The organism is Desulfovibrio oxyclinae DSM 11498 (assembly GCF_000375485.1).
In the GTDB taxonomy this organism is placed as follows: Bacteria; Desulfobacterota; Desulfovibrionia; order Desulfovibrionales; family Desulfovibrionaceae; genus Pseudodesulfovibrio; species Pseudodesulfovibrio oxyclinae.
Genome location: NZ_AQXE01000009.1, coordinates 20,231 through 34,745, shown reverse-complemented (window position 1 = coordinate 34,745; position 14,515 = coordinate 20,231). Strand labels below are relative to the sequence as shown.

The window sequence follows — 14,515 nt, the reverse complement described above, 5'->3', positions numbered from 1 at the left end:
TCTTTTCCGGGGCGGCTCCTTGCGGGGTCGCCCTTTGACTTCTACTAAGGACTGCATCACATGCCTTACGTTCCCCATACCCCGGATGAAGTCCGGGAAATGCTCGATGTCATCGGCGCAGGTTCCATTGAAGAGCTGTTCGCCGAAATTCCGGAGGACCTCAGGCCCAAGAGCTTCGACCTGCCCGAAGGCCTGAGCGAAATGGACGTGCTCATGCGCCTGGAAGCCATGGCCGCCCGTAACGCCACCGACAAGGCAAGCTTCCTCGGCGCCGGATTCTACGACCACTACATCCCGGCCACCGTGGATGCACTGACCATGCGCGGCGAATTCTATACGGCTTATACGCCGTATCAGCCCGAGGCCAGCCAGGGCACGCTGCAGGCAATTTTCGAATACCAGACCGCCGTCAGCCGTCTCATGGGCATGGAGTGCTCCAACGCGTCCGTCTATGACGGGGGCACCGCCCTGTACGAAGCCCTGATGATGGCCGTGCGCAAGACCAAGCGCCGCAAAGTAGTAGTGAGCGAAGCGCTCAACCCGATCTACCGGGTCATGCTCGACTCCTACACCTCCAACCTGAATCTGGAATTCGTCTCCGTCCCGCACAAGGACGGCATGACCGACATTGAAGGGATCAAGGCCGCCATCGACAAGGAAACCGCCGCGGTCATGGTGCAGAACCCGAACTTCTTCGGCTCCGTCAACGACTTCACCGAGCTTTTCAAGACCGCCGCCGAGCAGAAGGCTGTCTCCATCATTTCCTCTTACCCGGTCCTTCAGACCCTGCTCAAGACACCGGGCGAAATGGGTGCCGACATCGCCGTGGCGGAAGGCCAGAGCCTCGGAATGCCGCTTTCGTTCGGCGGTCCCTACCTCGGCATCATGACCTGCACCAAGAAGATGGTGCGCCAGATGCCCGGGCGCATCGTGGGCCGGACCAAGGACACCGAAGACCGTACCGGCTACGTGCTCACCCTGCAGGCGCGTGAGCAGCACATCCGCCGCCAAAAAGCGACATCCAACATCTGCTCCAACCAGTCGCTGTGCGCCCTGCGCGCGCTGGCACACATCTGCTCCCTCGGCGAGCAGGGCCTGCGCCGCGCCGCGCGCCTCTCCATCGAACGCGCGCACCAGCTGGCCGACAGGCTCACTGCCATCGAGGGAGTCGAGATGCTGACCAAGGGCGCTTTCGGCAACGAGTTTGCCGTAACCCTGCCGGTTCCCGCATTCGACCTCATCGGCAACATGCTGGAGAAGGGCTTCGTGCCCGGGTTCCCGCTGGGTCGCTACTATGAAGGGCTGGAAAACGGACTGCTGCTGGCGTGCACCGAAAAGACCACCGAGGAACAGATCGGCGTATTCGTCGAGATGATGAAGGGGGCGTTGAAGTAATGAAGACCATATTCGAAAAATCCGTGCCCGGCCGCGAAGGCTGCTGGCCCTGCGACGGCATCGGCGAAGAGGCATACATCCCCCGCGAACTCCTGCGCGACGGCGAAGCCGGGCTGCCCAGCTCCGGCGAGCTGGACGTGGTACGCCATTTCACCAAGCTCTCCCAGCGCAACTTCGGCGTGGACGGCAATTTCTATCCGCTCGGCTCCTGCACCATGAAGTACAACCCCAAGTTCACCGAGCTGGTGGCCGGGATGCCAGGCTTCACGCGGCTGCATCCCGTCATGCCCCAGCTTCAGGGAGCAGGGCGGTTCTGTCAGGGCGCGCTGGAAGTCATGTACGACACCGAGCAGCTGCTTTGCGAGCTCACCGGCATGCACGCCTACACCATGCACCCCATGGCAGGCGCACACGGCGAACTCACTGGCGTCATGCTCATGGCCGCCTATCATAAGGACAAGGGCAACAAGAAAAGCAAGATCATCGTTCCCGACTCCGCGCACGGCACCAACCCGGCCTCGGCAGCTGTCGCCGGCTACGAAGTGGTCTCCATCGAATCCCGTGACGGAATCGTGGACCCCGAAGCTCTGCGCGAAGTGCTCGACGACGAAGTCGCGGGGGTCATGATGACCTGTCCGAACACCCTCGGCCTGTTCGAGACCCATCTGCCCGAGATCGTCAGCATGCTCCGCGAGGTGGACGCGCTCCTGTACTACGACGGAGCCAACCTGAACGCCATCATGGGTCAGATGAAAGTCGGCGACGCCGGTTTCGACATCGTGCACCTCAACCTTCACAAGACACTCGGCACCCCGCACGGCGGAGGCGGCCCCGGCTCCGGTCCTGTTGGTGTTTCCAAACGCGTCGAGCCGTATCTGCCCATTTCCCGCGTGGAAAAGATGGAAGACGGCCAGTTCGCCCTGAGCTACGACCACCCCAAATCCATCGGCTACGTGGCACCGTTCTACGGCAACTTCGGCGTTTACCTGAAGGCCTACGCCTACATGCTTCGCCTCGGCCGCACCGGCCTTTCCCGCGCATCCGAGCACGCCGTGCTCGCCGCAAACTACATGCGCAAGCGCCTTGAAAAACACTTCGAGATTCCTTTCAACCGGACCTGCATGCACGAGTTCGTGGCCAGCGCGGTCCGTCAGGCGGAGAAGGGCGTGCGCGCGCTCGACATCGCCAAGGCGTTGCTGGACAAGGGCCACCACGCTCCCACGGTCTACTTCCCGCTCATCGTCAAGGAATGCATGATGGTCGAGCCCACTGAGACCGAGAGCAAGGCCACTCTGGACCGCTTTGTGGACGACTTGATCGCCATCGCCGAACAGGCCGACGCCGATCCCGAAAGCCTGCACCAGTGCCCGACCACGCTGCCCGTCACCCGACTGGACGAGACCTTTGCAGCAAGGGCCATGCAGCTCACGCAGGACATGGTCGAGGACTAGACGAATGGCATACGATATCGCAGTCATAGGTGCCGGTCCCGGTGGATACGACGCGGCGACCGAAGCCGCTTCCTTCGGCCTGAAGGTCGCGCTGGTGGAGAAGGGTGATCTGGGCGGAACCTGCCTCAACTGGGGCTGCATTCCGACCAAGGTCATCCTCGGCGCCACCTCTGCCGTGGAAGAACTCGCCAGCCAGCGCAAAATGAAGGTCGCAGACGGTGAAGTGAACATCGACTATGCCGCTCTGGCCACACGCAAGGACAAGCTCATCGCCGGAACTCGCAAGGCCATGGTCCAGCGCCTGAAACAACTCGGCGTGGACCTCTACACCGGCCTCGGCCGCATCCCGACCTCCGGCAAAGTGAGCGTCGAGACTCCCGAAGGCACGCAGGAAATTGAAGCCGCGAACATCATCGTGGCCACCGGCTCCAAGCCCACGTTCTTCCCCGGCCTTGCACCCGACGGCGAACGCGTCATGGACTCCAACGACTTCCTCGCCATGACCGAGATGCCCGAAAGTCTCATCGTGGTCGGCGCGGGTTTCATCGGTCTCGAAATGGCACAGGCCGCGCACCGCATGGGCGCAAAAGTCACTGTCGTGGATGCCATGGACCGCGTCGCACCGCTGGAGGACCCCGAAGTCTCCAAGACGTTGCAGTCCATCTTCAAACGCTGGAAATGGGACGTGCGCCTCGGCGTACGCGTGCAGTCCGTCAAAACCGAAAGCGATAAAGCCGTCCTCACCCTCGAAGGCGGAGACGTGGTCGAAGCCGACAAGGCCCTCGTCGCCGTAGGACGCGGCCCCGTTTCCAACAACCTCGGACTCGAAGAACTGGGCGCAACGCTCGAACGCGGCACCATCAAAGTCAATGAATACCTTGAAGCCGCCCCCGGCATTTACGCCATCGGCGACGTCAACGGCATCATCCAGCTCGCGCACGCCGCGAGCCATCAGGCCCACTACGCTGCCTCCCGCATCGCCGGAAAGACCGAAGCGGCCTATGAATCCGGCCCCGTGCCCAGCGTCCTGTACGGCGCACCAGAAACCATGCGCGTCGGCCTGATGCCCGAACAGCTCAGAGTCGAAGGACGACCCTGCGAAACCTCCAAATTCGCCTTCGCAGGCAACCCCATCGCCCAGTCACACGCCTCAACGCAAGGCTTCTGCAAGGTGATCTGGAGCGACAACAAAGTGGTCGGCGTCACCGCCGTGGGACACGACGCCTCACGGCTGACCACCCCCGCCACCATGATCGTACAGGAAGGATGGACGCCCAATGACATACACGGCACCATCTTCCCGCATCCATCACTGGACGAAGCACTCCTGAACGCACTCAAAGCTGAACGCACCGAATGCAAATAGAAGAGGGGCGGCGCAAAAGCGCCGCCCCTTTTTTTGCCTCCGGCGGCTTAAGAACCTTTTTGCAAAAAGGTTCTTAAGAATCTCCAAAAAACATTTGGCTTGCCAAGCCGCATTCAAGCTTTCCGAAAGCTGAAGCCCTCAGGCGGCTTGGCGGGTGAACTGACGGCGGGTGTTAGGTTAGCGGGGATTGAGAAAGATGGTGATTTCCAGTGGTAAACACGCGAACTAAGAAAGATCCCCTTGACTCCCCCTGCCACAGCAGTTCGCCAGCCACCCAAATCCCCGTCAGCGGGGTTGCAGCTAGGATGCGGACTGTGCGACCGCATGAACCCGGCTGCTGCAACCCCGCTGACAACCCAGGGATTACAAAGGGGGCCCGCCCCTTTGGCGGGGTGCAGGGGCAGCACCCCTGCCCGCCGGAGGCCTACCTTAACGGCTATGCCTCTAAAACTTCTTCCAGTTCTTTAAGGAATCGTTTCAGATCTTCTTTTTCGATGATGAGTGGCGGGACAAGTCGCAGGATGTTGCCCTGTGTGAGATTGCAGACGATTCTGCGATCGAGCAGGGCTTTCCAGACGTCTTTCCCTTCGAAGGTGAGTTCGATTCCGAGCAGCAGACCAAGGCCGCGTGCACCTTTGACTTTGTCCGGGTGGCGTTGGGCGAGTTTGGTTGCTTCGAGTTTGAACCATTCTTCGAGCTGGGCTGCGCGCTGATCGAGCTTGTCGTGCCGCATGATGTCTATCACTTTGGCAGCGACTGCGGACACGAGCGCACCGCCTCCGAAGGTGGTGGCGTGTGAGCCGGGTTCAAAGCCTTTGGCGACTTCTTCGGTGGCGAGGACGGCGCCCATGGGCAGGCCGTTGGCGAGGGCCTTGGCGGACGTGAAGATATCGGGCACGAGACCGTAGTGCTGGTGTGCCCAGAAGCGTCCGGTACGGCACATGCCAGTCTGCACTTCATCGACGATTATCAGAAAGCCGTACTCTTTGCGCAGCTCCTTGAGGGCTTCCACGTACTCGTGGGGCAGGGGGCGCACGCCGCCTTCGCCTTGAACCATTTCTATCATCACAGCGGCGGTGTTCGGGGAGAGGGCATCCTTGAGTGCCTCGACGTTTGCGAAGGGGACCGTGGTAAAGCCCGGGGGCAGGGGATCGAAGCCGTCCTTGATGGGACCTTCCTGTCCGGTGGCGGTCAGGGTCGAAAGGGTACGACCGTGGAACGACTGCTGAAGTGTAATGACCTCGGCGGCATCCGTCTGCCGTACTTTTCGCATGTACCGACGGGCCAACTTGATGGCGCCTTCGTTGGCTTCCGCGCCGGAGTTGGAAAAAAAGACGCGGTCAGCATCACAGGTGTCGAGCAGTTTCTCGGCAAGATCAAGCTGTTCGTTCTGGTAAAACAGGTTGGATACGTGCACCATTTTTCGTGCCTGCTCGGCCATGACGTCCGCCAGCTCAGGACGACTGTGGCCCAGACTGCACACGGCGATACCGGAAAGAAGGTCAAGGTATTCGTTGCCTTCAAGGTCAAAAAGCGTGCAGCCCTGAGCTTTTGAAACGGCCAGCGGGTAGCGGCCGTAGGTCTGCATCATGAGGGACTGTTCCCTGTCACGTATCGTGTCGAATGAAGCGGTCATTGTATTCCTCTATACGGTTCCTGAGTGACCGAATCCGCCAGCGCCGCGAACGGTTTCGCCGAGGGATTCGGTGATGACGATATCACCCTGCCAGCACTTCTGGAAAACCAGCTGTGCGATGCGCTGTCCGCGTCGGATTCGTCGTTTTTCACTGGAAGTATTGAGAAGGAAAACCTTGATTTCACCGCGATAGTCGGGGTCGATGACGCCGACTCCCTGGGCAACGGTCAGTCCCTCTTTGGCACCGAGCCCGCTACGGGAGTAAATGAAGCCTGCGATGCCGGGCTCGCCGACCTCAATGGCCACACCGGTAGGTACGGCATAGCGTTCACCCGGAGCAATTTCCACTTCCTGCTCATCAATACAGGCTCGCAGATCCAGCCCCACCGAATGCTCCGTGGCATAACTGAGGTCGTGCTCCTTCCATACACTATGGAGGAACTTGATTTTAACGGGTACCTTGGGTGGTTGCATCATATCTCCTTAATATGAACTTGGACACGTTGAATCGCCCGAAACGACTCCCGTGTCAATCGTAAGCAACGCATAGAAAACAAGCGTTTTTACATCGATGTTCAATACAGTTATTTCAAACAATTGAAAGGTCATATAAGTGCACTTTCTCAAGAATGACACCACCGGCATGATGAACTCAATGCAACATTGCGCATGGATTCACAATCAATTTGCCCCTTTTTATGAACTAATATTGGAAAATAATCGCACTCAAACGTCCAGGAAGCAAATATGAACGGACGTGTTGGTTTTCCATGTCTTTCCCTATCACGTCCTAAGAACCACTGTTTTTTAGTTTGCAATTATTCAAGCCCCTCGCCAATCTTTCATCAACCACTTCAAGCAACTGTATTTTAATGATTAAAAGTTGAAACACACTTCATAACTGCTCTCGCATACAACTCGCCCCCCTCAAACTTGACAATAATTCCCAAGTTGTGGTCTCTAGAAATTGCATTCGACGGAACGCCTTGTGTTACTATTTTGTTTAAAAACAAACATACTCACAAAGCAAGCAACCCACGAATAACGATTTTGAAAAAGGCGGTCATCAATGGCGAGACCAATCAATAAAAACTATCACGAATTTCGCATCGAGCGTGACCGCGGCCTCTGCATCGACTGCGGAGCGTGTGTCCGCCAGTGCACCTACGACGCACACTGGACCGACGATGAAAGCGGAAAGGTGGTGCACGACAACACCAAATGCATAGGGTGCCACCGTTGCGAAGCCATCTGCCCGACGGGTGCCCTGAACATACGTTTGAACAAGTCTGAATTTCGCCCCAACGCCAACTGGCGACCCGTGTTCATGCAGAATATCTACAAGCAGGCCCAGACCGGGGGCGTTCTGCTGGCTGCAACGGGGTCGCCCGTGGATCTCCCTGTCTACTGGGATCGCATGTTGCTGGACGCCAGTCAGGTCACTAACCCGTCCATTGATCCCCTGAGAGAGCCGATGGAGCTCAAGACATTTCTCGGCAGCAAGCCCAAAGGCCTTCAGGTAGAAACCGGCAAAGACGGAAATCCTGAACTGAAGACCCGGCTTGCTCCTCAGATAGAGCTGGAGACTCCAATCATGTTCGCAGGCATGAGCTTCGGGGCCATCAACCTCAACCTGCACAAGGCCATGGCCATGGCAGCGCAGGAAACCGGCACCGCCTACAACACGGGCGAGGGCGGACTGCATAAATCATTATATGAATACGGTGGCAATACCATCGTGCAGGTCGCATCCGGTCGGTTCGGAGTGAACCGTGAATACCTGAATGCGGGCGTGGGCATTGAGATCAAGGTAGGGCAGGGCGCCAAGCCCGGCATCGGAGGGCATCTGCCCGGAGAAAAAATCAGCGAGGCCATCTCGGAAACCCGCATGGTTCCGCTCGGCTCCGACGCCATCAGCCCTGCGCCGCATCACGATATCTATTCCATCGAAGACCTTCTTCAGCTCATTTTCGCACTGAAGGAAGCCAGCGAATACAGACAGCCGATTTCCGTCAAGATCGCGGCCGTTCATAATGTGGCCGCCATCGCATCGGGCGTGGTTCGCGCCGGAGCGGACATCGTCACCGTGGACGGAATGCGCGGCGGCACCGGAGCCGCTCCGGCCATGACGCGCGACAACGTAGGTATCCCCATAGAATTGGCTCTGGCGGCCGTTGATCAGCGGCTCAGGGACGAAGGGATTCGGCACAAGGCGAGCGTTGTCGCTGCGGGTGGCATCCGCTGTTCCGCCGATGTGCTCAAGGCCATCGCCCTCGGTGCGGATGCGGTCTACATCGGAACCGCTGCGCTTCTCGCTGTCGGCTGCACCCTCTGCGGACGCTGCTACACCGGCAAATGCCCGTGGGGCATCGCCACCAACGACCCGAAGATCGCCAAGCGTCAGAAGCCGGACGAGGCCGCCGAAAGAATGGCGAACCTGATCAAGGCTTGGAGCCATGAAATCAAGGACATGCTAGGCGGCATGGGCCTCAACTCGATCGAAAGCGTGCGCGGCAATCGCGACAAGCTTCGCGCTGTCGGTCTGTCCGACGCGGAAATGGACATCCTCGGCATCAAGCACGCCGGACGGTAGCGGCCAATACAGCCTGAAACATCCTCGGAGACCCAACAGACATTCGAGCCAAGGAGTGGCAATGAAAGCTCCCGAAAAATATTACGATTTCCAGAAAGACATCTCCGGTTGCGGCGTCTTTGGCGTCATCAGTAGGGAGAAGAAACTCATCTCCGGCGACCTGCCAATCAACGCCATGGCCTGCATGCACGACCGTGGCAACGGTCTTGGCGGCGGTTTCGCGGCTTACGGCATCTATCCGGAACACGCGGATAAATACGCATTCCACATCATGTGCGATGACAGAAGAGGCGTGGAAGGTTCGGAGCACCTGCTTCGGCAGTATTTCGACATTCATGAGTTCGAGCCCATCCCTACGCGGGAGACGTTGGCAATCCATAATCCGCCGCTCGTGAACCGCTATTTTGTCACCGTTCGTGAAGACAAGCCGGAGGACCTGAGCAAGCTGCCCGAAGACGACTACGTCGTAGCCGTGGTGATGAAGCTCAATACGCAGGTCCCGGGTGCGTTTGTCTTCTCATCCGGCAAGGATATGGGCGTCTTCAAAGGCGTCGGATACCCTGAGGACATCGCCGAGTTCTTCCGTCTGGACGAATACAAAGGCCACATCTGGACCGGTCACAACCGTTTTCCCACAAACACGCCGGGCTGGTGGGGTGGAGCGCATCCGTTCACCATCCTCAACTGGTCCATCGTTCATAACGGAGAAATCAGTTCCTACGGCATCAATCGCCGTTATCTCTGCGAGCACGACTATCTGTGCACGCTCATGACGGATACCGAGGTGGTCGCCTACGAACTGGATCTGCTCATCCGCAAACATGGCCTGAGTTGGAATCTGGCGGCAAAGGTCTTCGCCCCCCCCTTCTGGGAGGAAATCAAGACCATGCCCGAACAACAGCGCGAATTGCATACCGCGTTGCGCTACACATACGGATCCGGAATGCTCAACGGCCCGTTTGCGATACTTGTGGCCGACAACAACCGGCTGATGGGCCTGAACGACCGCATCAAGCTGCGCCCTCTGCTGGTTGCCGAAAAGGATGACATGGTCTTTATGTCCAGCGAAGAAGCATCGGTACGCGAAGTCTGCCCCGAACTGGACCGGGTCTGGATGCCCAAGGCGGGCGAACCCGTCATCATCGACGTGAAGGAGTAGGGCACATGACCGAAAAAAAGATCACCCTTGACGCCAAAGGCAAGTATTACAAGCAGTTCAACGAACTTATTCGCCAGAAGGCGCAAGAGGGATACACCGATTTCGTTCTGGAGAACGTCAACGGTCACCGCTACATCGCCACCGCGCTGTGCGGCGACCTGAAGATAGCAATCAAAGGCGTTGCCGGACCGGATACCGGGGCCTTCATGGGCGGACCGCACCTTCGTATATCTGGCAACGCACAGGACGGAATCGGAAACACGATGGACAGCGGAAAAATCGCCATCAACGGAATGGCTGGAGACGTTCTGGGCTACGCCATGCGCGGCGGCTCGATCTTTGTCCGCTCGGATGTGGGCTATCGGTGCGGAATCCATATGAAAGCATATAAGGATTATGTCCCGGAGATCGTCGTGGGAGGCAAGGCCGGGGACTTCCTGGGCGAATACATGGCCGGAGGAATTATTTTGCTCTTGGGTATGTTTTCTGATAAGCCTGATGCGCCCGTTGCGGGCAGAAGTCTCGGCACCGGAATGCACGGGGGCGTCATATACGTCCGCGGAAGCGTCCCGGAATCGCAGCTCGGACCTAACTTGCACACGCAGCCCGTGGATGAGGATGATCTCCAGACCATCCGAAGACTTGTGGATGCCTTTGCCTTGGAATTCGAGCTGGACGCCGAAACCGTTATGAACGAGAATTTCGTCAAAATCCGGCCGTTCTCTCACAGACCTTACGGCAACCTCTACGTCGCCACCTAGGAAAAGGGAACGGACCGAGAAACTTCAACACTGGGAGGAACCTCAATGTTCTTCGAATCCGTTGCCTTTGCCGCCGCGCCCCCCGCAAACGGCGCCGCCGGCGGTGCGGGCGGACTGCTTGCCGGTCCGCTGCCCATGCTCATCCTGATGTTCGCCATCTTCTACTTCCTGCTCATCCGTCCGCAGCAGAAGAAGGCCAAGGAACACAAGCAGATGCTTGAGAACCTGCAGGTAGGCGACGTGGTCTGGACCAACGGCGGCATCAAGGGCACCATCAAGCTCATCACCGATGAGATTCTCACCCTCGAAATCGCCAACGGCGTTGAAGTGGAATTCCAGCGCGGCTATGTCGCCGGGAAGTTCGACCCCGAGGCCGGAAAGCAGGCCCAGAAAAAAGACAAGAAAGAAAAGAAAGAAAAGAAGTAGTCGACGGGATCGGATGATCCCGTTTCTTCGGCCTTTCGCGGGCCGGGACGCACAAGCTGCGAGCCCGGTCCGCGCCTTGCGTTCCCGCTCGGGCCGATGTTTTTATTTCACGACAGGGGAGAACTCATGCAGAGTCTGCGTTGGAGAATCATTGTTTCGCTCTTAGTTCTGATGCTGGGGCTCGCGTACATGCTGCCGTCCCTTCCCGGCATCAAGGGCACTTCGCTGGGTCAGACCCTTCCCGGCAGCGGCATCAATCTCGGCCTCGACCTCAAGGGCGGCATCCACCTCACCCTCGGTGTCGATATGAACACCGCCTTCAAAAACGCCATGGCCCGCACGGGCGACGACATAAAGGAACTCGCCCGCGAGGACGAGGTCTACGTGCTCAAGCCCGTCGCAATGCCCGGCGACAGAATCGAAATGACCCTGCTCAAGAAAGAGCAGCGGGACCAGTTCGAAAAACTTCTCGAAGATTTCCAGTCGGTCACCATCGAATCCACCACCAGCGCGGAAGACGGCAAAGTCAAATACGAGCTGGGCATGAATCCGAAATACCGCAAGGAACTGGCGCGCATGACGCTTGACCAGGCGGTCAAGACCATTCGCAACCGCATTGACCAGTTCGGCGTGACCGAGCCGGATATTCGCAAGCAGCAGGCAAGCAACCGCATTCAGGTGCAGCTTCCCGGCCTGAGCGATCCGGAGCGCGCCATCCGAATCATCGGAAAGACTGCGCACCTCGAATTCAAGATCGTTGACCAGAGCATTGACCCGACCAAGGGCATCCTGCCCCCGGGCCGCGAGCTGAGCACCAGAGTGGGCCGCGACGGCAAGGAAGTACCCGTTGTCCTCAAAAGTGACGCGCCGCTTACCGGTGAATACGTCACCGATGCCCGCGTCAGCTATGGTCGCATGAACGAACCGTATGTTTCGCTGAGCTTCGACTCCAAGGGCGCGCGCCTGTTTGAGCGCATCACCGGCGAAAACACCGGCAAGCTCATGGCCATCGTTCTCGACAAGAAGGTATACTCCGCTCCGGTCATCAATGAAAAGATCAGCGGCGGACAGGCGAGCATCACCGGCAGTTTCACCACGGAAGAAGCCCGCGACCTCGCCATCGTGCTCCGCGCCGGTTCGCTTCCGGCCCCGATCTCCATTCTCGAACAGCGTACCGTCGGCCCGTCCCTCGGACAGGAATCCATCGACAACGGCATCAACTCCGCGCTCATCGGCATGGCGCTGGTGCTGATCTTCATGGTTGTCTACTACGGCTTTGCCGGAGTGGTCGCCGACACCGTGCTGGTCCTGAACATCCTGCTGATTATGGGCGGTCTGGCTGCATTCGGTGCGACCCTGACCCTGCCGGGCATCGCGGGTATCATCCTGACAATAGGCATGGCGGTCGACGCCAACGTCATCATCTTCGAACGTATCCGCGAGGAACTCCGCAAGGGGCTTACCGCAAGGGCCGCGATCGAGGAAGGCTACAGCCGCGCGACGTTGACCATTCTCGACGCCAACGTGACCACGGTCATCGCGGCCATCATCCTGTACCAGTTCGGTACCGGTCCGATCCGCGGATTCGCCGTGACCCTGACGCTGGGTATCATCACGTCCATGTTCACGGCCATCTTCGTCTCGCGCATTCTCTTCGACATGTACGCCAAGAACCGCGCGGAAGGCGCCAAGATGAGCATCTAGGGGGAACAAATGGGACTTCAGATAATCAAACCCGATACCAAGATCGACTTCATCGGCTTCAGGAAGATCGCCTTCCTGATCTCCGCGCTGGTCATCCTGATGGGACTCGGCTCCCTCGTCATGCAGGGCGGCCCCAAATACGGCATCGACTTCGCGGGCGGCATGATCGTACAGATCAAAACCGAAAAGCAGGTGGATGTCGAAACCGTCAAGGAATCCCTCGCCGACGTGGAGCTGCCCGGACTCGTGGTGCAGCGCCTCGGACTTGAGGACGACAGCGAATTCCTGATTCGCACCTCTTCCTCCGAGGTCTCCTCCGGAGAGGTTCGCGACATGCTCTCCACCGCCCTCGACAGCGGACTCGGCAAAGGCGGATTCGAAGTGCAGCGGCTTGAAATGGTCGGCCCCAAGGTGGGTAAGGACCTGCGAACCAAAGCGCTCGAAGCCATGTTCTTCGCCGTACTGCTGATAGCCATCTACATCTCCGGCCGCTTTGAGCAGCGCTGGACCGCAGCCGCGGTCATGGCCACCGGCCTCTTTGCCGGGCAGTATGCTCTGGCGCTGACCGGAATGGACATGGCATGGCTTATTGTGGGGATGCTCGCCATCACACTCGGGCTGTGCTGGTACCTCAAACTCAATTACGCCCTGGGAGCGGTTGTGGCCCTTGTCCACGACGTGACCATCACGGTGGGGATATTCTCCATTCTGGGCAAGGAGTTCGACCTGACCATCATCGCCGCGTTGCTGACCATCATCGGTTACTCGCTTAACGATACCATCATCGTGTTTGACCGCATCCGCGAGAACCTGATCGGCTCCAAGGGCAAAGGCGAATTCAAGAGCATCATCAACACCAGCGTGAACCAGACCCTGTCCCGTACGCTGCTTACATCCGGCACCACGCTTCTGGTCGTGCTCTGCCTGTACGTGCTCGGCGGCGGCGTGATTCACGACTTCGCGCTGGCACTTCTTATCGGCATCTTCGTCGGTACCTATTCCTCCATCTTCGTGGCAAGCCCGGTCCTTCTCGGATTCGGTCCCACCCCGCCTGAAGTGGATGAGGAGCCCGAAGCAGCCTAGCTTCAGTTTCACAGACGATTATAAAGGGAAGGTTCTTACGAGCCTTCCCTTTTTCGTGGTAGAGTCTTCGCAAACCCGGAGGACAACCATGAGATTGCACCACCTGCTTGTACTGGCGTTTCTGCTCATAACGCTTCAAGGCTGCGCCGCCACTCATGCGGAACGTGTAGGCCTCATTCCATTGCCGGAAATGAAAAAACAGATAACGGCCTATCATCTCAGCGGCGACTATGATGCCGATGTGGCAAACGTCGCGGCAGATGGGCTCGACACTGTTTTGAATGATATTGAAAGCAGGCAGATCCCTCGGCCGCTGGTCGTCATGGATATTGACGAAACGACTCTGTCCAACTTCGAGATCAAACAGAAGCTGGATTATTGCTACTCGCCGAAGCTATGGAACGAATGGATTAAGCAGGCGGATGCCCCAGCCATAACGCCCATGCTGCGCTTGTTCAGGGCGCTACGCGAGCATGATGTTCCGGTGGTATTTCTGACCGGCCGGAATGAAAGCATGCGCTCTCTGACGGTTCAGAATCTTGAAAGGGCAGGGTACAGGGATTGGCATGAGTTGCTTATGGCCCCTGCGGGAACACCGGGTGACGCGGTGAACGATTTCAAGAAACGGTCCATGGACAGACTTACGGCGCAGGGGTGGACTATCGTCGCAACTTTTGGCGACCAGCCGGGTGACGGATACCAGGAGTCCCTGAACTTCTTCAAGCTGCCCAACTATATGTATTCAGTGCCCTAGATGCCTATGTTTGTGAAAGGGCATCCGGTGTGAGCGTACTTAAGCCGGGGGCATGTCTATTAGCCGTGACAGCCGGCAACCCCAATGATTGCTTAATGAGCTCGTGCGATTGAATTGCCTCCCGATAGGCAGGCAGCGAGAGGCATATCCTTTGACCAGAAAATGCCCGTGAGCGGTGGTGTTGAAA

General features: G+C 58.3%; 12 protein-coding genes. 10 read left to right on the top strand and 2 right to left on the bottom strand.

Translation table 11 applies throughout. The features are described 5' to 3' along the window. Positions 1 to 60: 60 nt before the first annotated feature. The 3 genes from gcvPA to lpdA are packed head-to-tail and all read left to right on the top strand — an operon-like array spanning position 61 to position 4,212. Positions 61 to 1,395, top strand: a complete 1,335-nt coding sequence (gcvPA, locus tag B149_RS0110730; protein ID WP_018125194.1) for an aminomethyl-transferring glycine dehydrogenase subunit GcvPA — start codon at positions 61 to 63, stop codon at positions 1,393 to 1,395. Beyond that, positions 1,395 to 2,846 carry an aminomethyl-transferring glycine dehydrogenase subunit GcvPB gene (gene gcvPB / locus B149_RS0110725; RefSeq protein WP_018125193.1) on the top strand — a complete coding sequence of 484 codons (1,452 nt, stop codon included), beginning with the start codon at positions 1,395 to 1,397 and terminating at the stop codon, positions 2,844 to 2,846. The genes gcvPA and gcvPB overlap by 1 nt, the downstream gene beginning before the upstream one ends. 4 nt (positions 2,847 to 2,850) lie before the next feature. After that, positions 2,851 to 4,212 carry a dihydrolipoyl dehydrogenase gene (gene lpdA, locus B149_RS0110720; RefSeq protein ID WP_018125192.1) on the top strand — a complete coding sequence of 454 codons (1,362 nt, stop codon included), beginning with the start codon at positions 2,851 to 2,853 and terminating at the stop codon, positions 4,210 to 4,212. A 436-nt stretch (positions 4,213 to 4,648) separates the two neighbouring features. Here the strand turns inward: lpdA and B149_RS0110715 are convergent, their stop codons facing one another. Together B149_RS0110715 and dut are read right to left on the bottom strand one after the other, a co-directional pair. Then, complete coding sequence (locus B149_RS0110715) at positions 4,649 to 5,848, bottom strand: aspartate aminotransferase family protein (RefSeq protein ID WP_018125191.1); 1,200 nt, start codon at positions 5,846 to 5,848, stop codon at positions 4,649 to 4,651. 9 nt (positions 5,849 to 5,857) lie between these two features. Continuing rightward, positions 5,858 to 6,322: a dUTP diphosphatase gene (gene dut, locus B149_RS0110710; protein WP_018125190.1), complete on the bottom strand. Its 465-nt coding sequence runs from the start codon at positions 6,320 to 6,322 to the stop codon at positions 5,858 to 5,860. A gap of 595 nt (positions 6,323 to 6,917) precedes the next feature. Here dut and B149_RS0110705 point away from each other — a divergent pair. The 7 genes from B149_RS0110705 (at position 6,918) to B149_RS0110675 (ending at position 14,328) form a co-directional block, all read left to right on the top strand. Beyond that, complete coding sequence (locus B149_RS0110705) at positions 6,918 to 8,441, top strand: glutamate synthase-related protein (protein ID WP_018125189.1); 1,524 nt, start codon at positions 6,918 to 6,920, stop codon at positions 8,439 to 8,441. Between the two features lie 61 nt (positions 8,442 to 8,502). Further along, positions 8,503 to 9,600 carry a class II glutamine amidotransferase gene (locus B149_RS0110700; RefSeq protein ID WP_018125188.1) on the top strand — a complete coding sequence of 366 codons (1,098 nt, stop codon included), beginning with the start codon at positions 8,503 to 8,505 and terminating at the stop codon, positions 9,598 to 9,600. Positions 9,601 to 9,605: 5 nt separating this feature from the next. Then, positions 9,606 to 10,361 (top strand): GltB/FmdC/FwdC-like GXGXG domain-containing protein, encoded by a 756-nt coding sequence (locus B149_RS0110695; RefSeq protein ID WP_018125187.1) that lies wholly within the window; start codon positions 9,606 to 9,608, stop codon positions 10,359 to 10,361. A 45-nt stretch (positions 10,362 to 10,406) separates the two neighbouring features. Further along, complete coding sequence (gene yajC / locus B149_RS0110690) at positions 10,407 to 10,787, top strand: preprotein translocase subunit YajC (protein WP_018125186.1); 381 nt, start codon at positions 10,407 to 10,409, stop codon at positions 10,785 to 10,787. A 126-nt stretch (positions 10,788 to 10,913) separates the two neighbouring features. After that, positions 10,914 to 12,491 (top strand): protein translocase subunit SecD, encoded by a 1,578-nt coding sequence (gene secD, locus B149_RS0110685; protein ID WP_026167573.1) that lies wholly within the window; start codon positions 10,914 to 10,916, stop codon positions 12,489 to 12,491. 9 nt (positions 12,492 to 12,500) lie between these two features. After that, positions 12,501 to 13,574, top strand: a complete 1,074-nt coding sequence (gene secF, locus B149_RS0110680) for a protein translocase subunit SecF (protein ID WP_018125184.1) — start codon at positions 12,501 to 12,503, stop codon at positions 13,572 to 13,574. An 88-nt stretch (positions 13,575 to 13,662) separates the two neighbouring features. Next, entirely contained in the window at positions 13,663 to 14,328 is a 666-nt protein-coding gene (locus tag B149_RS0110675; protein WP_018125183.1) for an HAD family acid phosphatase, read from the top strand. Positions 14,329 to 14,515 lie beyond the last annotated feature (187 nt).

Bases quoted from the DNA above. Each gene is read 5' to 3' on its own strand.
- gcvPA (WP_018125194.1), top strand. From the start codon at position 61: ATGCCTTACGTTCCCCATACCCCGGATGAAGTCCGGGAAATGCTCGAT.
- gcvPB (WP_018125193.1), top strand. From the start codon at position 1,395: ATGAAGACCATATTCGAAAAATCCGTGCCCGGCCGCGAAGGCTGCTGG.
- lpdA (WP_018125192.1), top strand. From the start codon at position 2,851: ATGGCATACGATATCGCAGTCATAGGTGCCGGTCCCGGTGGATACGAC.
- B149_RS0110715 (WP_018125191.1), bottom strand. From the start codon at position 5,848: ATGACCGCTTCATTCGACACGATACGTGACAGGGAACAGTCCCTCATG.
- dut (WP_018125190.1), bottom strand. From the start codon at position 6,322: ATGCAACCACCCAAGGTACCCGTTAAAATCAAGTTCCTCCATAGTGTA.
- B149_RS0110705 (WP_018125189.1), top strand. From the start codon at position 6,918: ATGGCGAGACCAATCAATAAAAACTATCACGAATTTCGCATCGAGCGT.
- B149_RS0110700 (WP_018125188.1), top strand. From the start codon at position 8,503: ATGAAAGCTCCCGAAAAATATTACGATTTCCAGAAAGACATCTCCGGT.
- B149_RS0110695 (WP_018125187.1), top strand. From the start codon at position 9,606: ATGACCGAAAAAAAGATCACCCTTGACGCCAAAGGCAAGTATTACAAG.
- yajC (WP_018125186.1), top strand. From the start codon at position 10,407: ATGTTCTTCGAATCCGTTGCCTTTGCCGCCGCGCCCCCCGCAAACGGC.
- secD (WP_026167573.1), top strand. From the start codon at position 10,914: ATGCAGAGTCTGCGTTGGAGAATCATTGTTTCGCTCTTAGTTCTGATG.
- secF (WP_018125184.1), top strand. From the start codon at position 12,501: ATGGGACTTCAGATAATCAAACCCGATACCAAGATCGACTTCATCGGC.
- B149_RS0110675 (WP_018125183.1), top strand. From the start codon at position 13,663: ATGAGATTGCACCACCTGCTTGTACTGGCGTTTCTGCTCATAACGCTT.